Genomic DNA, 19,317 nt, shown 5'->3' with positions numbered 1-19,317 from the left:
CGGCGACCCCGACGGACCGCCGGCTGTTGCCGGCCTTCGTCGGGTACGCGGCGGCACTGGCCGGCATGGCGCTGGCCGGCGCCGAGTGCTGCCCGGGGTGTGGCTGCTGGTGTCCGTCGCCGCGGTGGCGTTCGGCGTCACCGCGGCGGCCCGGCTCTCCCGGCGGCGGGTGGTCGCCGGGGCGCGCCCGCCACCCTCGGCCGCCGGACGCTGCCGATCTACGTCATCCACGTGCCGGTGCTGGCGCTGCTGCACCGGCTGCTCGCCGGCCCGGTCGCCGACCTGAACGGCCCGAGCCGGGCGCTCCTGGTGACCTGCTATCCGGTCCTGCTCACCGCGGTGGTGCTGGCGCTCAGCCTGGCCGTCCACCGCGCGCTGCCGGCGGCCGGCGGGACCTGGCTGTTCGACCTGCCCTCGCGCCGCCGGCGCTCGAACACAACCGCAATCGAAGGAGAAGCGATGGCACGCACAGATCCCCCGGCCCCGGCCGGCCCGGCCCGGGCCGACGTCGAGGAGGCCGCCCGGTGGTTGTCCGGCCGGGTGGTGCGTACCCCCGTGCTGCGCTCCCCGGCGATCGACCGGCTGGCCGGCGCCCGGGTCCTGATGAAGGCGGAGAACCTCCAAGCCGGCGGCTCGTACAAGATGCGCGGCGCGCTGCTCGCGGTCGGCCGGCTCGCCGCCGCCGGGCACGCCGGGGTGGTCGCGCAGAGCACCGGCAACCACGCGGTGGCGGTGTCGCTGGCGGCCCGGGGGCACGGGCTGGCGGCCACCGTGGTGCTGCCGGTCGACGCGGCGGCGACGAAGGTGGCCCGGGCCCGGGCGGCCGGGGCGCACATCGTGCTCGCCGGCACCACCGTCGAGGAACGGCTCGCGGTGGCCCGCCAGCTCAGCGACGCCACCGGTCACCCGCTGATCGACGCGTATGACCATCCGGACGTCATCGCCGGGCAGGGCAGCGCGAGCCTGGAGCTGATCGCCGAGGCCGAACGTGCCGGCACCCCGCTGGACGCGCTGGTGGTGCCGGTCGGCGGTGGCGGCGGGGTCGCGGGCGCCTGCCTGGCCGCGTCCGACAGCGCGATCGACGTGTACGGGGTCGAGCCGGTCGGTTGCGACTCGCTGGCCCGCAGCCTGGCGGCGGGCCGGCGGGTCCCGGTGGTGCCGGGACCCACGATCGCCGACGGGCTGCGGCCGTCCTGCGTCGGTGAGCTGCCGTTCGCCGTGCTGCGCGACGGCGTGCGGGGCGTCGTGCGGGTCGACGACGAGGAGATCGCCGAGGCGTTCCGGCTGCTGCTGCTGGAGCTGAAGGTGCTCGCCGAGCCGTCCGGGGCGGCCGGCCTGGCCGGCGCGTTGCGCCTCGCGGCCGGCCGGACCGACCTGGGCCGGCAGGAAACGGCCGGCGCGGGCGGTCCTGAGCCGGCCGGTGCGGCCGTGCTCGAGGCGGCCGGCGCGGGCGGGTTCGCACCGACCCTCGTGGGCGGGCTCGAAACGACCGGCGTGGGCCGGCGGAGGTACCGGACGGTCGGCGTCGTGCTGACCGGCGGCAATGTCGAGGCGACGCTGGTCGCCCGGTTGGTGGGCGAGCGGCTCGCCGACGTGACGAGTGTGGAAGGGGTGGCGGCATGAGCGCGCCGATCCGGATCGGAATTCTGTTCGGGGGCCCGTCGGCGGAGCACGAGGTCTCCTGCGCCTCGGCGCTCGGCGTGGCCCGGGCGCTGGCCGGTGGCGGGTATCGCACCGTCGCCATCGGCGTCACCCGCGCCAGCGGGTACCGGCTGGTGCCGGATGCCGTCCTGGCCGAGCTGCGGGACCGGCCCGCCGCCGACCGGGCCATCGACGACCGGCTGACGGTGACCGGCCCCGCGGTCGAGCTGCGGGCCGGCCCCCGCCCGGGGACCGTGCTGGTGTCCACGAGGAACGCCCCCGGCGCGGTGCACGCCGAGCTGGACGTGGTCTTCCCGGTGCTGCACGGCCCGTTCGGTGAGGACGGGGTGGTGCAGGGACTGCTGGAGTCGCTGGACGTGCCGTACGTCGGATGCGGCATCCTCGCCTCCGCCGTCGGCATGAACAAGGTGGCGATGAAGCGGGCCCTGCTCGCCGACGGCATCCCGATCACCCCGCACGTAACGTTCGACGCGCAGACCTACCGGCAGGCCGACGACCCGGAGAAGCTGGTGCTGGGGCTGCGCCGGCCGCTGTTCGTCAAGCCGGCCAGCATGGGCTCCTCGATCGGCATCTCCCGGGTCGCCGACGGCGACGACCTGGCGGCCGCGGTGGAGGAGGCGCTCCGGCACGACCAGCTCGTCGTGGTCGAGCAGGGGGTCGTCGGGCGGGAGCTGGAGTGCGCTGTGCTGGGCGGCTGGCGCCCGGAGGCGTCGGCGGTGGGCGAGGTGCGGGTCGCCGGAGGCTGGTTCGACTACCGGCAGAAGTACTTCGGCGACGCCGACCCGATGGTGGTCCCAGCCGTACTGCCCGACGAGGTGACCGAGCGGGTCCGCGAGCTGTCCCTGCGCGCGTTCGCCGCGATCGGCGGCTGGGGCCTGGCCCGGGTCGACTTCCTCTACGAGGAGACGACCGGCGAGCTGTACGTCAACGAGCTGAACACGATGCCCGGCTTCACCGCACACTCCATGTACCCGAAGGTCTGGGCAGCGGCGGGCGTCGGCTACCGGGAGGTGGTGGACCGCCTGGTCGAGCTGGCCCGCACCCGGCACGCGGAGCGCGCCGCGACCGCCACCCGGAGCGCCCGATGATCCTGCTCTCCGATCCCCGCGTGGCGGCGGTGCGGAGCGCCGACGACGGCGAGCCGCTGGTGGACCTGCGCGACCTGCCCGAGCTGCGGCTGGACGGGCGGGCGGCCGACCCCGCCGGGGCGTACGCCCGGCTGCGCCGCGGGGTCGCGGACCGGCTGCTGACCGCGCAGCGCTCGCTGCCCGCCGGGGTGCGCCTGCTGGTCGTCGAGGGATACCGGCCCTACCAGGCCCAGCTGGGCATCTTCACCGGCTACCGCGACGAGCTGCGCCGGCGGCACCCGGACTGGTCGCCGGAGCGGCTGCACCGGGAGACCAGCAAGTTCGTCTCGCCGGTCGAGGTGGCGCCGCACAGCACCGGCGGGGCGGTGGACCTGACGCTGTGCACCGCCGACGGTCTGGAGCTGGACCTGGGCACCGCCGTCGACGCCACCCCGGAGGACAGCGCGGGCGCCTGCTTCACCGGCGCCCGCACCATCGGCGCGACCGCCCGGCGGCACCGGCGGATCCTGGTGGACGCCCTCGGCGGCGCGGGACTGGTGAACTACCCGACCGAGTGGTGGCACTGGTCGTACGGCGACCGCTACTGGGCACTGACCACTGGCGCGCGCCGCACCCGGTACGGGCCGGTGTGACGGACCAGTCGCGGCGGGATCGCGGCGTACTTCGGTTGCGGACGCAATCAACGGAGTGGTCTTCCTACCGCCCTCCGACGGTAGGAAGACCGCAGGCCGGACTGCCGAACTGGGCGCCGGCGCGGACTCCGATGCGACCCAGGGTGGTGCAGTTGCCGCAGAGTCACACGTCGATTCAGCGGATCGTCCCACCCACAACAGGAATCGTGGGCTGAAGCGCCTGAACCGCCGAACCGGTCCTCACGGCGTTGACCCTCGGCGCCCCGCGGCCGTCGTCAAGCGAGAGGAACGCCACCACACCCACGACGGTGGCCACCAGCATGGCGGCGCTCGCGAAGGTGAGGAAGCGACGCCGGAGGCGCTTCAGCACCCAACCGAGAAGCACGAACAGCATCATGAGGAGCAGCCCGGCCACACAGCTGATCGCGAGCCCCAACCAGGCCCAGTCCTCACCCCTCGCGCATTCGTCGTCGCAACCCAGCGAGGAGGCGGCACTGATCAACCCCACCCCGAAGAACATGGCCATGCCCCAGAAGAGCAACAGGACGGTCCACAACCCCTCGCCAACCTGTCGCTGGTTGCGCACCACAACACACCTCCATGAGCGAACGGGGGTCGAACGGCAGGTCTACCCGGCGACGAGCTGCCGGCCCGGACGTGACGTCGCCTGAGGTCCACTGCGAGGGTATGCGAAGACCTCGTGGAGCCAGTGGTGGTCGAGCTCGATGCCCTCGGTGTAGATGCTGGCCACGCCACGGGCCTTTCACTTGACCGCCGCATTGCAAGGATCAAGACTCCTGTCGGCCAGCGTCGATGACTGCCGCTGGCCTGCCCGCCCTGTCGCCTGGTGGCTCAGTCGCCGCTGGGTGTGCCGTTCGGCCCGCGGTCAGCCGGTCGACTGTTGCATTATCCAGATCGTCAGCGGCTCGGTCGTCACGGTGCGCGCGACCTCCCAGCCGGCGCGGCGGTACACCTCGACGTTGGCCGGGTTGCTGGTTTCCAGGATCGCCGGCAAGCCGTCCGCGGCGGCCCGACGCAATCCGATCCCCATGACGGCGTGGCCCCAGCGGCGGCCGGCGTGGTCGGGATGGGTGCCCAGGACGCCGAGGTACCAGAACGGGGTGGTCGGCAGTGCGGCGTGCACGGCCTCTCCGTAGGCGTTGACGCGGGCCAGCGCGTCTGCGGGAAGGTGGGCCGCGAGACTCTCTTCCGGGGGCCCGCCCGCGGCTGCGGGACCGTCCCACATCGCGACCGACGCGCCGTGGCCGACTGTCCAGATCGTTCCCTGGCCCACCCGCTTGTCGAAGAGGTGCCCGAAGAACGCGGCGGCGTACCGCGGATAGGTGGCATCGTCGGGGAAGAGGTACCGCAGGACCGGATCGTTGGCGAACGCGGCAACCAGCGAGCCCATCGCGCGTTCACGATCGGCCCGTTCGGCCACGGTGATCTCAGGCGCGGTCACAACACCCGACGATATCTGGACGGCGCCGCTGGTGCAGCGGGCCAAGCCGCGCAGTTTGCCGTTCGGTCCGATCGGTCGCGAGCGAGCACTCGGTATGGAGTGTTGGCCGCTCGTGCCGTACCGCCGACACGCCTCCCTCGAGAGGCGTTCAGGTGGGCGTCGCGGGTTGGCACAGCAACTCGCCCGTGGCCGGGTCCTGGCACAGGTATCGGGTTCCCTCGTGCATCCACCCCCACAACACGTCATTGAACAGGGGTTGCCGACAGTGCCGGCACGTCGCGACCCGGCGCTCCTCAGGCGGCAGTTGTGGCACCTGGCCCGCGCTGTCCGGTGCGGCACGTGTCACCGCTGCGGATGCGGGCGAGGCGGTGGCAGCGCGCCGTTGCTGGGGCGACGGCTGTGGGGGTGCTACCGGCGATGTGGGGTCAGCCATAGGTACTTCCTGTCCGTGCTGTTCCGATCGACCGGGCGGAGCCCCGCGGTCCGGAGTCCCGCCCGCCAGAGAAGCCGTGCAGCCCGACCTTCCTGAAGCACAGGCGCTGCGCATCGCGGTGCTGTTACAGGGACACGGTCGCTGCGCAAGGCGGCGACTTGCATGAGGCGGTGGCGGATCCGATTGTCGGATGTGACCTCCGCCGGCGGCGGAACGCTCATCACTCGGCTCCCGGGATCTCCAGGTGGCGGTGCAGGTACTCGCGGACCAGCGCCTTGGCCTCGGCCAGCGTGTGCTCGTCGCCGTCAGGCCGTCAGCGAAACGCGAGCGTGATGAGCGCGTCGACCGTCGCGACCGCGCGCGTCCACGACGTCGCCGCGACGCAGGATCCAAACTTCGTCGATGAGTACGCCACAGGTGTCAAGGCAGGTACATCTGACAGCCCGGCGTGTCGCGTCACCACGGTCACCGACGCGACGGCGTAAGCAGCTGCGCCAGCTGCGCCAGATCCGCGATACGCAGGTCCGCGTCGATACCTTTGAGGGCGGCCGTCCACGCGCCCGCCGCGCGCCCGGCCTGCACTCCGACCTCGGCGTCCTCGACGACCAGGCAGCGCTCGGCGGGCACGTCGAGCAGCATGGCAGCGCGTAGGTAGCCCTGCGGTGCCGGCTTGCCGACGCTCACGTCGTCGACCGTGACGAGCACGGGCGCGTCGATGCCGGCGGCGGCCAGCCGCGCCTTGGCCAGGCGGGTGTCCGCGCTGGTCACCACCGCCCACGGCAGCCCGAGCCGGGCCAGCGTCGCCAGCAGTTCGACTGCGCCGCGGGTGGCGGTGACGTCGGACAGGTCGTCGTACTGCAGCTCCAGCTGCCGCGCCGCGGACGCGGCAACCGCCGCGTCGTCGAGGTGGGGCAGCAACCGGCGGACAGTACGGTCGGCCGGGCTGCCGTGCGCGATCGCCAACGCCGCCACCGGGTCGACGTCGTACTCGCCGGCCCACACCCGCCAAGCCCGCTCGACGGCGGCGTCGGAGTCGACCAGGGTGCCGTCCATGTCCAGCAGCACCGCAACCACCGCCGACAGGTCCACAACACCCTCCTCAGTACCGTCCGTGTCCAGCAGCACCACGACAACCTCCCCTAATATGCTCGTGGTACGAGGATAAGGTGGTGTGCTCCTGCCATGGCAAGCCCTCCCCGACAGCGCGCTGACGCGGCCCGGTACCACACCGCGTCACAGGTGCTCGCCGTGATGTCTCGCCGACCCGGGATAACCCGAGCGGCGATGGCCCGCGAGCTGCATTTGACCAGCGGGCTCGCCACCGAGATCACCGCCCGGATGCGCGAGCTGCGGCTGCTCACCGAGACGCCGGCCCCCATCCGTGGGCGCGGCCGGCCCACCACCGTGCTGCAGCCGCATCCCGAGGGCCCGGTGATCCTCGCCGCCGACCTGCGCCAGGAGGACTGGCGCCACGCCATCGTGACCGTCGACGGGCAACTACACAACCTGCGTCGTCAGGCGCACCGCAGCCGCGAACCCGCGACCGTGCTGACCGCGGTGCGTCAGACAGTCGCCCAGGCCCGTACCCAGTACGGCGACCGACTCCGAGCCGTCTCCCTCGCCGTCGCCGGCACCGTCCACGACCAGCACCTCGCGCAGGCCTCAACGCTCGGCTGGGGACGGGTAGATCTGAGCACCATCACCATCGACACATCTCTGCCGCTGCTGGTTGGTAACGACGCCACCCTCGCCGGCGTCGCCGAAGCCCGTACCGGCGCGGCCACCACCGCCAGCACGGCCCTCCACCTCATCGTCGAGGTCGGCATCGGCGGCACCCTCACCGTCGATGGAAGCCCCGTCACCGGAGCCCACGGTGCCGCCGGCGAATACGGACACCTGCCCCTCGGCGACCGCCGCCTTCACTGCCCCTGCGGGGCCCGCGGCTGCTGGGACCTCGACGTCGACGGCCGCGCCCTCGCCCGCCATCTCGGCGAACCAGCCCCGGCCGATCCCCGCAGCTACGCCCGCCACATCCTGGACCGCGCCGCTGACGACACCCGCGCGCGACAGGCCGTCACCGCCGTCGCGCAAGCCCTCGCCACCGGCATCGCCGGCCTGGCCAACATGCACGACCCCGACCTCATCACCCTCGGCGGACTCGGTCCCGCTATCCGCCACACCGCGCGCGCCGCGTTCGAAGGCGCCTACACCGACGGCCTCATGGCTTTCCACCGGGCCCAACCCCCACCCGTCGTCAACGCCGCGCACGGCGACGACGGGCCACTGCATGGTGCCGCGATCATCGGCCTCGACCACACCACCAGCGCACCCGCCCTCGCCGACTGGGCCATCGCCAATCGTTGATCACATTCCCGTCGGGCTCGATATCAGCCCGCCTGAAGCCCTCGGTCATGCCGGATGGTCTCAACAGTCACTCGAGCCACGTCAATGCCGCCGTTTACCTTGAGCCCTATAACGCGGCTTGGCCCCGGCGATTCGTCGACGAGGCCCTCATGATCAGCCAGACCATCGGTCCCTGGATCACCGGCGGCATCCACCACGTCGGCAGCAGGTCAGTACCTCGGCAAGGACCCCTCGACGGTTCGCCGCACCGCCCCTTGGCGAGGTGACCGGGACCGACACCTCCCTCGGCTGCCCCGTGGTCCGCGAGGCAACGCCGGGTCACCGTCCGGCCACTCTGGATTGTCATGCTGGCGGCGGCCGGCCACGTACTGGCAACAGTGTTGACAAATATCGCATGCATCGATGAACATCTGTCGGAGAGCGCTCTCAGTTTCCTGATCAAGGTCCACGTTCGGTCGCACCTCGTATCCCCGGAGGACGTCCATGTCTCGAACCCTGCGCGTGCTCGGCGCCGCCACGGCGGCCCTGACGCTGGTGAGCCTTTCTCCGCCGGCGGCAGCGGCCAGCGCCGGCCGCCCCACCGCTCCGCCTGCCGCCGACGTGGCGGCGACCGGCATCGCCCCGGCGATGGCCGAGGCGATGCGCCGCGACCTCGGCCTGACCGGCGCGCAACTCGGCGCCCGCATGCGCCTCGAGGCCGCCGCCCCGACCGTCGAGAAGCGCCTCCGCGCCCGGCTCGGCTCGGCCTTCGCCGGGGCGTGGATCCCGGCCGGCGGTCAACGCCTGACCGTGGCTGTCACGGATCCGGCGCTCGCCCCGGTCGTCCGGGCCGAGGGCGCGGATCCGAAGGTCGTGGCCCGCAACGAGCGCACCCTCGACGCGGCGAAGCGGGCCCTGGACCGGAGCAGGGCCGAGGCGGACCCGCACACTGTCCACGGCTGGTCCGTCGACGTGGCCCGCAAACCGGGTAGTGGTAACGACCAGGCCGGGTGCCGCTGCCGAGGCACTCTCCTTCGCCCGTGCCAGCGGGCTTGCTGCAAGCGAGGTGGCCGTCGCCGAGTCCGCCGACGCACCCCGCCTCAGGTACGACGTCCGCGGCGGCGACCAGTACGTCATCAACGGCAACACCCTGTGCTCGGTCGGCTTCGCGGTCGCCGGCGGCTTCGTAACCGCCGGCCACTGTGGACGCGCCGGTAGCCCGACCCTCGGCTTGAACAACGTCGCGCAGGGCACGTTCGTCGGTTCGTCGTTCCCCGGCGACGACTACGCCTGGGTCCGCACCAACGGCGACTGGACGCCGCGGCCCTGGGTCAACAACTACTCCGGCGGCAACGTGGCGGTGGCCGGCTCCCAGGACGCGGCCATCGGCAGCTCGGTCTGCCGCTCCGGCCGCACCACCGGATGGCGCTGCGGGACCATCCTGGGCCGCAACGAGACGGTCAACTACGCGCAGGGCGCGGTGTACGGCCTCAGCCGCAGCAACGCCTGCGCGGAGGGCGGCGACTCGGGTGGTTCCTGGATCTCCGGCAACCAGGCCCAGGGCGTCGCCTCCGGTGGCTCCGGCAACTGCTCCACCGGCGGCACCACCTGGTTCCAGCCGGTCAACGAGATCCTCGCCGCCTACGGCCTGTCGCTGACAACCACCGGCGGCGGTGACCGGGTGATCAGCAACTGGAACAACCGGTGCATCGACGTGCCGTACTCCAACTTCTCCGACGGCGTTCCGCTGCAGACGTGGACCTGCAACGGCACCGCCGCGCAGGCCTGGACCTTCACCGGCGGAACGCTGCGCAGCCAGAACAACATGTGCATGGACGTGGCCTGGGGCTCCACCGCCAACGGTGCCACCATCCAGATTGCCACCTGCAGCGGCAACCCGGCGCAGCAGTTCGTCCTCTCCGCCGCCGGCGACCTGGTCAACCCGCAGGCCGACAAGTGCGTCGACATCAAGGACTGGAACAACTCCGACGGCGCCCGCCTGCAGCTGTGGGACTGCGCCGGCACCGCCAACCAGAAGTGGCGCCGCGGCTGATCCGCACCCGTCCACCGTTCCGGCACCTGCCGCGCCGCCGGTCGTCAGCATCCGTCGTCCCGTACCCCACCCCCAAGGAGATCCCCGTGCTTCGAGCCCGCCCCCGCCCACGGTCGCGAATCCTCGCCCGCGCCGCGACCCTCGCCCTCCTGGCCGCACTGGCCCTCGTCATGCCGCCGCACCCCCACCCGGCCCAGGCGGCCATCGGCGGGATCACCTGGCAGGACGAGTTCAACGCACCGGCCGGCACGCCCGTCGACCAGAGCAGGTGGCGGTTCGACATCGGCGGTGGTGGCTGGGGCAACAACGAGCAGCAGTACTACACGAACAGCACCAGCAACGCGGTGCACGACGGCCAGGGCAACCTCGTCATCACCGCCCGCAAGGAGAACCCGGCCAACTACCAGTGCCACTACGGGCGCTGCGAGTACACCTCCGCCCGGCTGCTCACGGCCGCCACCTTCACCCAGGCGTACGGCCGGTTCGAGGCCCGCATCAAGATCCCGCGGGGCCAGGGCATCTGGCCGGCGTTCTGGATGCTGGGCAACGACATCGGCAGCGTCGGCTGGCCGAGCTCCGGCGAGATCGACATCATGGAGAACGTCGGCAAGGAGCCCAACACCGTCTACGGCACCGTGCACGGCCCTGGCTACTCCGGCTCGGGCGGCATCAGCGGCAGTCGCACCCTCGGCCAGCCCCTCGCCGACGGCTTCCACACCTACCGGGTCGACTGGGAGCCGAACTCCATCGTCTGGTACCTCGACGGCGTCGAGTACCACCGCGTCGACCCCGGCCGGCTCGGCGGCAACCGCTGGGTGTTCGACCACCCCTTCTTCCTGATCCTCAATGTGGCCGTCGGCGGCTACTGGCCGGGATACCCCGACGCCGCCACCCAGTTCCCCCAGCAGATGCTCGTCGACTACGTCCGGGTCTCCGGCTACACCTCGGGCGACGGCAACCCGCCGCCCGCAACCACCCGGATCAAGGGAGCGCAGAGCGGCCGTTGCATCGACATCCCCGGGGCCAACCCGGTCGACGGTGCGAAGCTGCAGATCTGGGACTGCAACACCACCGCCGCGCAGGCCTGGACGTTCGCCTCCGACGGCACGGTGCGCGCCATGGACAAGTGCATGGACCCCGCCTGGGCCGGCACCGCCAACGGCACCGAGGTCAACCTCGTCAGCTGCAACGGCAACCCGGCGCAGCGCTTCACCCTCACCGGCTCCGGCGACCTCGTGAACCTGAGCGCCAACCGGTGCGTCGACGTGCGGGACTGGAACCCGAACAACGGCGGCAAGCTCCAGCTGTGGGACTGCACGGGCGGGGCCAACCAGAAGTGGTCGCGAGCCTGAGGCAGAACGAACGCTCCGGCCCGGCGTGGAGCCGCGGGGCACCGCGCAACCGCAGGCAGCGTCCGTGACGGGGGTTGCCGGACAGATCCGAGCCGTGACGGCCGGCGGCCAGGATGCCTCCGGCCGTCACGGCCGCCCCTCGGACAGCCCGATGCGACGGTGCAGCCGCCGGCAAGGAGCCCGGCTGACCGGGGAGCCTCGGGCGGCCACCTCGCGGCCGGGACGGTGGGAGATCGTCACGAGCCGCCCGCCGATCGATTCAGATGAACAGGCAGAACGGGTGGCCGGCCGGGTCGAGGTGCACCCGCACGTCGTCCTGTGGTTGGAAGTCCGCCACCGTGGCGCCGACGGCCACCGCGTGGGCCGACGCCGCTTCCAGGTCGTCGACCTCGATGTCGAGGTGGGCCATCATCTGCGGCTCCTGCGGACCCGCCGGCCAGACCGGCCGCACGTACGCCGGCTCGGTCTGGAAGGACAGGCCCGCACCGCCGTCCGGCGGACGCATCGTCACCCAGTCCGGCTCGTCGTCGTGTCGCGACCACCCGAGCAGGCGTTCGTAGAACGCGGCGAGCTGCTGGGCGTCGGGCGAGTCCAGCACGGTGGCGGCGACGTTCAACCGAGGTCTATCTGCCATACCACCGTTCGTACCCGCATCCTCCGGGTGCCGCACGCCAGCGACGTCGTTCGAGCGCCCAACATCATCCGGCGTGCTCACAGACGGAACGTACGCAGCCGTCCGGGCCGTGTCTGATGCGCTGCGGACCTGGTCCTGGTTCGGTCCGCCATCCGTGCCAGGGCTGCCGCGGACACGGCGCGGCGTGGGGGTCGGTGTGTGAGGTGGGCTCTCCGATCGGTGTCAGAGGGACCTGATCAGCTCGGGGACGTGGCGACGCTGCCGGATGAGCAGCACGACGGCCAGCGCGGTGTAGGCGACGGCGATGACGTAGCGGATGTTCGGTGCGGGCAGCACGAACTGGACGGCGAACAAGCCGAACAGCAGGGCGGCTTCACCGCGGGACAGTCGCAGGTCGGTCAGGACGGCCACGCCGAGCAGCGTCTGGGCGGTGGTGAGCACCAGTTCCGCGGTCTGCCGGGCGTCCAGCGGCAACCCGGCGAACTCGCCGCCGCCGAGGTAGTAGGCGACCGGCAGGCAGGCGATCAGCAGGGTCCACTGGTTGAGTTTCGCGGCCAGTAGTGCGCCCATGCCGTCGTCGGCGCGTCCGCGCAGGGCGAACGTGATCGCGACGATGACCTCGGGCGCTTCGGAGGCGATCGGGGCCAGCCACTGGACGAGCAGAAACTCGTCAATGCCCAGGTCGATGCCCGCGCCGACGAGGGCGTCGCCGAACGGTTCGGTGGCGGCCAGGATGATCGTCCCGGCGGCCACGAACAGCGCGGCGACCAGGGCACGCCGGCGGGTGGCCGGCTGAACAGCGATGGTGGCGGCCACGCCGGCCAGTTCTTCCTCGGCTTCCTCCTTGCCGCGGATCCGCCACAGGTAGGCGGCGAACAACCCACTGAGCACCAGCGCGTCGTACCAGGCCAGCCGGCCGGTCAGCGGTATGACCAGGGCGTAGATGGTGGCGACGGCGAGGAACACGATCTCGGTGCGGCGGTGTGCCCGCACGGTCACGGCGTCGCGTTCGCCGCGAACGCCGCGGCGGCGTACCGCGACGATCGCGAAGACGACCAGCAGTGGCCAGGCCACCCCGATGAGCAGGCGGTTCGCGCCGGTCATGTTCGCCAGGGCGTAGGCGGCGTACGCCGGGTCGTGACCGGCGGTGTAGGCGAAGAAGATGTCCACCGCATACTCGGGCAGGATCGCCACCAACGCCAGGATGGCCAGCGCGAGGCTGCCGGAGATGTCCACCCGCGCGGCCTCCGAGGCCCACATCAGCAGCGCCACCGAGGCGAGTACGGCGGCGCCGAAAACCGCCACCGCCGCCACCGGCGCCACCTCCACCCCGGCCAGCCGCATGACCACTGCCGGGGCGGCGACCGCCACGGCGATGGCGACACGAGCCCCGGCGCCCCGACCGGTGACGGTGGTCTCGATCTCAGCGCCCATCGCGGCTACCGGCGGTGTCGGCGAGGTTGAACGTCGGCCACCAGTCGAGATACGGGAAGTCCACGACCTCACCATGGCCCACCCCTGGCGCGTGGAAGAGCCGGTCGACCAGATTGCCGGCCGCGCCACCGGCCATGAGCCCCAAGGCGCCGGCGACTACGGGCGGTCGAGGATCCTTTGCCGGGTCTGCACCTCGGCGGGACTCACCCCGCGCTGGTACTCCCCCGCCGAGGTCGCCATCCTCCTCGGCTTCGGGGATGAGCGGGCGGAGATGGCCGCGGGAGGAACCCGCGGCCATCTCCAGCACCGTTGGGGGCAGTGTTCAGCCCTTGCGAAGCGGGGCGAGCGCGGTGCTCCAGGCCACGACCTGGTCGAGGGTGGCGTTGAGCGAGTCCTGCTGGAACTGGTTCGGCTTGAAGACGCTGAAGTTCTCGAAGTCGGTGAAGAGCGACAGCGCCACCTGGGACCGTACGTCGGCCATCTGGAGCTCGCCGGCGATCAGGCGCAGGTGCTCCACAGCCCGGGTGCCGCCAGCGGAGCCGTAGCTGACGAAACCGACGGCCTTGTTGTTCCACTCCGCGTAGAGAAAGTCGATGGCGTTCTTCAGGGCACCCGAGGTGGAGTGGTTGTACTCCGGGGTGACCATCACGAAGCCGTCGAACGACGCGATGGTGTTGGCCCAGCGCAGCGTGTGCGGCTGGGTGTACTGGCCCATCGCCGGCGGGTACGCCTCGTCGAGGTGCGGCAGCTGGTAGTCGAGCAGGTCGATGAGCTCGAACTGCGCGTCGCTGCGCTGCTTGGCGACCTCGAGGACCCAGCGGGCGACGGCTTCTCCGTTGCTCCCGGGGCGGGTGCTCCCGAGGATGATACCGATTCTGGTCATTGTCGTGCCCTTCCAAATGTCCTTGCCTGGCGAAGCAAACGCTAGCCACCGATTGCTTGGTCAAGCAAATTTCATGCCCTATGGCCACGGTCACAGCGACTGGGTGCGCCCCGGCAGGGTGGCCTCCCGACTTCGCGCCAAGGCGGCCGATTGCTCGGTCAAGCAACTAGCATGGATGGCATGTCCGACTCCCCAGCCGAACGCCTGCAACCGCTGACCCCCGAGGAGGAAGCGGTGGTCCGCTCCCTGGGCCGCGTGATGTACGTCCTGCCGCGGACGATCGACGCCGACATGGTGGGCGAACACCAGTTGCCGCTCACCGAGTACACGGCCCTGAGGAACCTGTCCGAGGCGCCGGGCCGACAGATGCGGATGAGCGAACTCGCCGGGGCCTGCCAGCTCTCGCTGAGCGGGATGACCCGTACCATCAATCGCCTGGAGTCCCAGGGCCTGGTCGAGCGGGTCAGGACCGCGGAGGACGCGCGCGGCTGGAACGCCGTTCTCACCGACGCCGGCCTCGCCCGCTTGGAGGAGTCCTGGCCGAGCCACCTGGCCGCCGTACGGCGGCGGTTCCTGGACCACTTCACGGGCATGGACCTCGTCGAGCTGGCCCGCGCGTTCCAGCGGGTCGGGACGGCCGGTGAGCCGTCCGCCGCGCGCTGACCGCGCGGCGGCCGCATTTCCCCCCGCCGGCGCCGGGCACGTGCTACGGCGGTGCCCGGCGCGCTCGGCGCGGCCTCGTCACTCCCCGGCGAGCATGTGCTCGAACGGCGTCGGATCGTCGAATGGGTCGCCGTGCACCGGTTTGTCTCGCCGGTCCACCTCGCGGGCCAGCTCCCCGGCCGCGCGGTCGATCCGGTGGACCAATGAGCCCTGGGCTGTGTCGCCGGCACCCCAGTCCTCGGGGGCGGCGAACACCGCGGTCGGTACGACCACCGCGTGCAGGTAGCTGAAGAGCGGCCGCAGCGCGTGTTCCAGCACCAGCGAGTGCCGTCCCGTCCCCCCGGTGGCGGCGATCAGCACCGGTTTGTCCATCAGGATGGTGTCGTCGAGGACGTCGACGAACATCTTGAACAGCCCGTTGTACGACGCGTTGAACGTCGGCGTGACCGCGATCAGCGCGTCCGCGCGGGCGACGATCTCGTGCACCCGCCTGAGCTCTGCCGACGGATAGCCGGCGAACAGATTGTTGACCAGGTCGTGTCCGTGGTCGCGCAGCTCGATCAGTTCGACGTCGACCTCCGCCCCGAGCTGTTTTAGTTCGCGGCGGGCCGCGTCGGCCAGCCGGTCCGCGAGCATCCGGGTCGACGATGGCTGCCGAAGACCGGCCGACACGACCGCGATGGTCCGCTTCATCGGTCCTCCTCCGTCGCGGCGGCCCGCGCCGCCGCCTTCAGCGACTCGTGCGTCGGGGCGTCCGGCACATGGGCGGGACGGCCCACCGCGAACTCCTTGCGCAACACCTGCACGACCTCGCCGAGCATCTCGATCTGCTGGAGCACGGTCTTCCGCGGTACGCCGATCCCGTCGACGTTGAAGAGCTGGCGCTGGTAGTCGCCGCCCGCGTACTCCCGGAAGGTCAGGGTCCGGTCGATCACCTCCTGCGGGCTGCCGACCAGGAGCGCCGTCTGCTTCATCGTCTCCTCCAGCGACGGGCCGTGCCCGTAGGCCGCCGAGTTGTCGAAGTACGGGTGGAACTCGCGGACCGCGTCCTGCGAGTTCTTCCGCATGAACACCTGCGCGCCGAGGCCCACGATTGCCTGGTCCGCGGAGCCGTGCCCGTAGTGCTCGAACCGCCGTCGGTAGAGCCCCACCATCCGCTGGACGTGCTCCTTGGGCCAGAGGAGGTTGTTGTGCAGGAACCCGTCGCCGTAGTACGCGGCCTGCTCGGCGATCTCCGGGCTGCGGATCGAGCCGTGCCACACGAACGGCGGTACGCCGTCCAGCGGCCGGGGGGTCGAGGTGAACGACTGCAACGGGGTGCGGAACTTGCCCTGCCAATCGACCACCTCCTCGCGCCACAGCCGGCGCAGCAGGGCGTAGTTCTCGACGGCGAGCGGGATGCCGTTGCGGATGTCCTGGCCGAACCACGGATAGACCGGCCCGGTGTTGCCGCGCCCCATCATGAGGTCGACCCGGCCGTCGGCGAGATGCTGGAGCATCGCGTAGCCCTCGGCGATCTTCACCGGGTCGTTGGTCGTGATCAACGTGGTCGAGGTGGACAGCACGATCTTTTCCGTCCGCGCCGCGACGTAACCCAGCAGCGTGGTGGGCGAGGACGGGAAGAAGGGCGGGTTGTGGTGCTCACCGATGGCGAAGACGTCCAGGCCCACCTCCTCGGCCAGCTTCGCGTACTCCACCACGGCCTTGATCCGCTCGTGCTCGGACGGCATCCGCCCGGTCACCGGGTCGCGCGCCACGTCGCCCACACCAAAGATCCCGAACTGCATCTCAGCTCGCCTGCCTCGCTCGTTCCGATCACGCCTGACGCCCATCAGAAACCCGGGGCGGACGAGGCAAATTCCTTGACCAAGCAAGTATCTTGGAGTGAGCGCTCACGGTGGGTCAGCGAGGGCACGACGTACCCGATGGTCAGCTGGTCTGGCCCGGCCCGTCCACGATCTTGCCGGTGACCCGGATCAGCTCGACCTCGACGTCACCCTCCTGCAGCCTGCCCCCCTCAGGCGTCGTGTGGTCCTTGACCACGACGGTCCGGCATCCACGGAACTCGTGAGTGGTCGGGTCGAGCAGGATGTCCTCGTGCCGCCACCTGTCCTGGACCATGCCGACCGCGATCGCCGGGCGTCCGTCGAAGTCGACCGGATCGGTGGACTGGGTGACACCGGGGATCAGGGCAAGTACCCGCAGCAGCGTCGCCTTCACACTGGACGGAAGCACGTTCTCTCGCAGCATCGACTTGATCACGGCGTACGAGACGGCGTCGCGCCGGGCGTTGTCGCCCTTGCCGGACGGTACCTGGGCTCGCAGCCAGTCGAATAGTGCCTGCGGCTCGGTGGGCAGCCCGGCCAACGTCGGGTAGTCCTGGGGTGGCAGGGAATGCTGGACCTCCGAGGCTTCCATGCTGATGGGTGGCAGTCTCGCGCAGCTGCGCTCCTGATCAAAGGCGGGCCAAGTTCCCTGGCCAGCAGTTTCCCCTGTCAGCCGGCTCGCCGCGCTGTTCAGGCCGCTCGACGTGCATCGAGTGCTTCAGGTCTGGTTGCGGCCTCCGCCTGCATCGGGACTTGAGCTGAGGTCAGATCAGGCGCTGCCCGCGTAGTCGGGGAACGGGTCTTCGCCTTCGCCGAGCACCAGCGGCACGTCGCCCACCGACCGGTCCGTCCTGGGGCGCGCGTACCGGACGCGGTGACGCCACCGGTGGTGTTCGTAGGCGGTGTCGACCTCGATGTCCGCCACTACCGTCGGCTCGACCTGGATGTAGGGCAACGGCTCGGGCCGGTCGACCTGGCCGGACCGCGCGGCGGGTAGTGGCTCGGGCCACGGGTGGGTGACGGCACCGCGGCGGGGCAGGCGCAGCGGGGACAGCAGCGTCGCCAGCTCCAGCCGCTGGGGCGTGGCCAGCGGATGCATGCGGCCGGTGTATCGCAGCCGACCGCGCCGGTCCAATCGGCCGATGAGAACCGTCTCGGGGTTCCGGATGCTCCCGGTGACGCCTCCAGGGGTGCCATGAGCGGATGCTCTCTAACGAAGCGGGACGGTTGCTGTAGTGGGGATATTGAGCGTGACGAGTTGGCCTTCTCCGATTGCGTGCATCAGACCGTTGTCTCCGGGGACCAGCCGGCCAATCCGCGCCGAGAGCCGGATGCGAGCGCCGACGTCGCCAGCGCCGTCGATGGTGACCAGCGAGCCGTCCGTAAAGGCGAACAGCACACCGTCGGACACCGGGGCCGCGGCGCAGACAGCGCCGTGCAGTAAGGGCCGCACCTCGGTGACAACACCTTGACTCAGGTCGATGACCGCGACGCCGGCGTCCTCGACGAGCCACAGAGTCTCGCCGTGGAGGATCGGCGCTCGCGGGTGGAGATCACGCTCATGGTGCCACAGCACCTGCACACCGCTCATCGGATGGAAAGTCATGACCGTGCGCCGACCGCTGAGGAAGGTGACACGGCCATCGTTGCTGACTCCGGGCTCAAAAGACGGCCGGAAAGTTAGGAACGAGTGGTCTGCGATGCGGTTCGGCTGAAGCAGCGTTTACCGGGCGTTCGAGGGGCGCGACGCGGCGTCGTCAAGGTGGAGAGCCAGAGCCGTCACTCATATCCCATGGCCGGGATGACCATGCCGAGTGCTTCTTCGATAAACTCGCGGGTTTCGTCGTCGAATTGGTCGTTGCGGTTCGTCAGCTTGTGCGACTGAAACGTTGAAGGGGTGGCGAAGTCGTCGACGTCGAGCCGTTCGAACAGGGCGCGGCGCTGCCCGGGCCAGTCGGCTGCAAGATCTTCTGCTTTCACCTCGATGTATCGCCTGCCCGTCAGGTCGACCGCGTTCTTCCAGGTGAGCCATCGGTGGTAGACCGGCTTGAGGTAGGCGAGCGCGCCGTCGACGGTGGGCGGTGCCCATGGCTGGGCCAGGTGGGATGCGAGCACTGAGACCGGGTGACGCTTGATGTGCACGATGGTCGCTTCGGGGACCAGTTCCCAGAGGAACTCCATGCACAGCAGGTTGAACGGTGTCTTCTCGCACCAGGTCGGCTTGCCCGCGTCGGCGGCTGCTCCGCCGAACATGGTGTCGATCAGGCCCCGCAAGATTCCGAGCAGTTCGCCCCGGTCGCTGAAATACCTGGGAAGTACCCGCCGGCGGCTCAGCGGCTCGAACGGCCCGGCAGGCCGGTCGGCGTTCCCGAAGCCTTCCGCGGGCGCAGGTTCGTCGTATGTGTACGCGATCAACTGCGGCCAGAGCTGTTGCACCGCGTCCCGGTAGCGCCGCTCGCCGACCAGCTCGGGAACGGTTTTGCCGCGATCGTCGCGCCGGCCGGGCACTCGTACGGTGAGGAAGTCGCTCAGCCGGTGCAGGGCGTCCTCACCGACGGTGGGGTCGTATCGATCGGTGAGCGCGTCGGCCAGGTCCCGCAGGCCACCCGGGTCGATGAGAAACCGGGTCTCCATGGGAATCCGATGGATCAGCGGATGTTCGCCGATGATGTCGGCGATCCGTGACGTTCCCGAACGACCCGTACCCGCAACGAAGACCGGTGAGGGGAAAGGCATAGCGAGCAGTCAAACTCTCAGCCCGGCACCTGTGCAAGCCATTTATCCCCTTCACCCGCTGCTACGGGCCGGACCCGCACCCGCCGCGCCGAGTGCGTGCCGGACGGCCGCCTCCA

At 70.9% G+C, this 19,317-nt stretch carries 19 protein-coding genes and 1 pseudogene; 7 read left to right on the top strand and 13 right to left on the bottom strand.

The window, feature by feature from the left end; all coding sequences use genetic code 11:
* Nucleotides 1-99: 99 nt before the first annotated feature.
* From EV384_RS14420 to EV384_RS14410, 3 genes are read left to right on the top strand one after another with little or no spacing between them, the layout of a single operon-like run.
* On the top strand, nt 100-1,623 hold the full coding sequence (locus EV384_RS14420) for a threonine ammonia-lyase (RefSeq protein ID WP_242624055.1): 1,524 nt from the start codon (nt 100-102) through the stop codon (nt 1,621-1,623).
* A complete protein-coding gene (locus EV384_RS14415; protein ID WP_130333729.1) occupies nt 1,620-2,750 on the top strand; it encodes a D-alanine--D-alanine ligase family protein in 1,131 nt (376 codons plus the stop codon). The genes EV384_RS14420 and EV384_RS14415 overlap by 4 nt, the downstream gene beginning before the upstream one ends.
* Nucleotides 2,747-3,382 (top strand): M15 family metallopeptidase, encoded by a 636-nt coding sequence (locus tag EV384_RS14410; protein WP_130333727.1) that lies wholly within the window; start codon nt 2,747-2,749, stop codon nt 3,380-3,382. Before EV384_RS14415 ends, EV384_RS14410 begins: the two co-directional genes overlap by 4 nt.
* 175 nt (nt 3,383-3,557) lie before the next feature.
* Here the strand turns inward: EV384_RS14410 and EV384_RS14405 are convergent, their stop codons facing one another.
* From EV384_RS14405 to EV384_RS14390, 3 genes are all read right to left on the bottom strand, one after another.
* Nucleotides 3,558-3,971 carry a hypothetical protein gene (locus EV384_RS14405; RefSeq protein WP_165439936.1) on the bottom strand — a complete coding sequence of 138 codons (414 nt, stop codon included), beginning with the start codon at nt 3,969-3,971 and terminating at the stop codon, nt 3,558-3,560.
* A 297-nt stretch (nt 3,972-4,268) separates the two neighbouring features.
* Complete coding sequence (locus tag EV384_RS14400; RefSeq protein WP_130340542.1) at nt 4,269-4,844, bottom strand: GNAT family N-acetyltransferase; 576 nt, start codon at nt 4,842-4,844, stop codon at nt 4,269-4,271.
* Nucleotides 4,845-5,742: 898 nt separating this feature from the next.
* Nucleotides 5,743-6,405: an HAD-IA family hydrolase gene (locus EV384_RS14390; protein ID WP_242624054.1), complete on the bottom strand. Its 663-nt coding sequence runs from the start codon at nt 6,403-6,405 to the stop codon at nt 5,743-5,745.
* A gap of 156 nt (nt 6,406-6,561) precedes the next feature.
* On the opposite strand from EV384_RS14390, the gene EV384_RS14385 reads away from it, so the two are divergent.
* The 3 genes and pseudogenes from EV384_RS14385 to EV384_RS14370 all read left to right on the top strand — a co-directional run bounded on the left by EV384_RS14385 (nt 6,562) and on the right by EV384_RS14370 (nt 11,025).
* Nucleotides 6,562-7,641 (top strand): ROK family protein, encoded by a 1,080-nt coding sequence (locus EV384_RS14385; RefSeq protein ID WP_242624053.1) that lies wholly within the window; start codon nt 6,562-6,564, stop codon nt 7,639-7,641.
* Nucleotides 7,642-8,124: 483 nt separating this feature from the next.
* Nucleotides 8,125-9,673: pseudogene (locus EV384_RS14375) on the top strand (ricin-type beta-trefoil lectin domain protein).
* 86 nt (nt 9,674-9,759) lie between these two features.
* Nucleotides 9,760-11,025, top strand: coding sequence for a family 16 glycosylhydrolase (locus EV384_RS14370; RefSeq protein WP_242624052.1), 1,266 nt, complete (start codon nt 9,760-9,762; stop codon nt 11,023-11,025).
* A 259-nt stretch (nt 11,026-11,284) separates the two neighbouring features.
* Here the strand turns inward: EV384_RS14370 and EV384_RS14365 are convergent, their stop codons facing one another.
* The 4 genes from EV384_RS14365 to EV384_RS14350 all read right to left on the bottom strand — a co-directional run bounded on the left by EV384_RS14365 (nt 11,285) and on the right by EV384_RS14350 (nt 13,976).
* Nucleotides 11,285-11,659, bottom strand: coding sequence for a VOC family protein (locus tag EV384_RS14365; protein ID WP_130333719.1), 375 nt, complete (start codon nt 11,657-11,659; stop codon nt 11,285-11,287).
* 222 nt (nt 11,660-11,881) lie between these two features.
* Nucleotides 11,882-13,093: a sodium:proton exchanger gene (locus EV384_RS14360; protein ID WP_130333717.1), complete on the bottom strand. Its 1,212-nt coding sequence runs from the start codon at nt 13,091-13,093 to the stop codon at nt 11,882-11,884.
* A complete protein-coding gene (locus tag EV384_RS37235; protein WP_130340536.1) occupies nt 13,083-13,391 on the bottom strand; it encodes a signal peptidase II in 309 nt (102 codons plus the stop codon). The genes EV384_RS14360 and EV384_RS37235 overlap by 11 nt, the downstream gene beginning before the upstream one ends.
* Nucleotides 13,392-13,415: 24 nt before the next feature.
* Nucleotides 13,416-13,976, bottom strand: coding sequence for an NADPH-dependent FMN reductase (locus EV384_RS14350; RefSeq protein ID WP_130333715.1), 561 nt, complete (start codon nt 13,974-13,976; stop codon nt 13,416-13,418).
* Between the two features lie 180 nt (nt 13,977-14,156).
* Between EV384_RS14350 and EV384_RS14345 the strand changes: the two genes are divergently transcribed.
* Nucleotides 14,157-14,639 carry a MarR family winged helix-turn-helix transcriptional regulator gene (locus EV384_RS14345; RefSeq protein ID WP_130333713.1) on the top strand — a complete coding sequence of 161 codons (483 nt, stop codon included), beginning with the start codon at nt 14,157-14,159 and terminating at the stop codon, nt 14,637-14,639.
* A 78-nt stretch (nt 14,640-14,717) separates the two neighbouring features.
* On the opposite strand, the gene EV384_RS14340 is transcribed toward EV384_RS14345, so the two are convergent.
* The 6 genes from EV384_RS14340 to EV384_RS14315 form a co-directional block, all read right to left on the bottom strand.
* Nucleotides 14,718-15,332 (bottom strand): FMN reductase, encoded by a 615-nt coding sequence (locus tag EV384_RS14340; RefSeq protein WP_130333711.1) that lies wholly within the window; start codon nt 15,330-15,332, stop codon nt 14,718-14,720.
* Nucleotides 15,329-16,426: an LLM class flavin-dependent oxidoreductase gene (locus tag EV384_RS14335; protein WP_130333709.1), complete on the bottom strand. Its 1,098-nt coding sequence runs from the start codon at nt 16,424-16,426 to the stop codon at nt 15,329-15,331. Before EV384_RS14335 ends, EV384_RS14340 begins: the two co-directional genes overlap by 4 nt.
* A gap of 142 nt (nt 16,427-16,568) precedes the next feature.
* Complete coding sequence (locus EV384_RS14330; protein WP_130333707.1) at nt 16,569-17,057, bottom strand: hypothetical protein; 489 nt, start codon at nt 17,055-17,057, stop codon at nt 16,569-16,571.
* A 177-nt stretch (nt 17,058-17,234) separates the two neighbouring features.
* On the bottom strand, nt 17,235-17,564 hold the full coding sequence (locus EV384_RS14325; RefSeq protein WP_130333705.1) for a hypothetical protein: 330 nt from the start codon (nt 17,562-17,564) through the stop codon (nt 17,235-17,237).
* A gap of 111 nt (nt 17,565-17,675) precedes the next feature.
* Complete coding sequence (locus tag EV384_RS14320; protein ID WP_130333703.1) at nt 17,676-18,056, bottom strand: hypothetical protein; 381 nt, start codon at nt 18,054-18,056, stop codon at nt 17,676-17,678.
* Nucleotides 18,057-18,244: 188 nt separating this feature from the next.
* A complete protein-coding gene (locus EV384_RS14315; RefSeq protein ID WP_242624051.1) occupies nt 18,245-19,201 on the bottom strand; it encodes a sulfotransferase family protein in 957 nt (318 codons plus the stop codon).
* Between the last annotated feature and the right edge of the window lie 116 nt (nt 19,202-19,317).

The sequence above is a fragment of the Micromonospora kangleipakensis genome (genome assembly GCF_004217615.1).
Lineage (GTDB): Bacteria > Actinomycetota > Actinomycetes > Mycobacteriales > Micromonosporaceae > Micromonospora > Micromonospora kangleipakensis.
The sequence above is the reverse complement of the archived record's forward strand: the minus strand, read 5'-3'. Positions and strand labels throughout refer to the sequence as shown.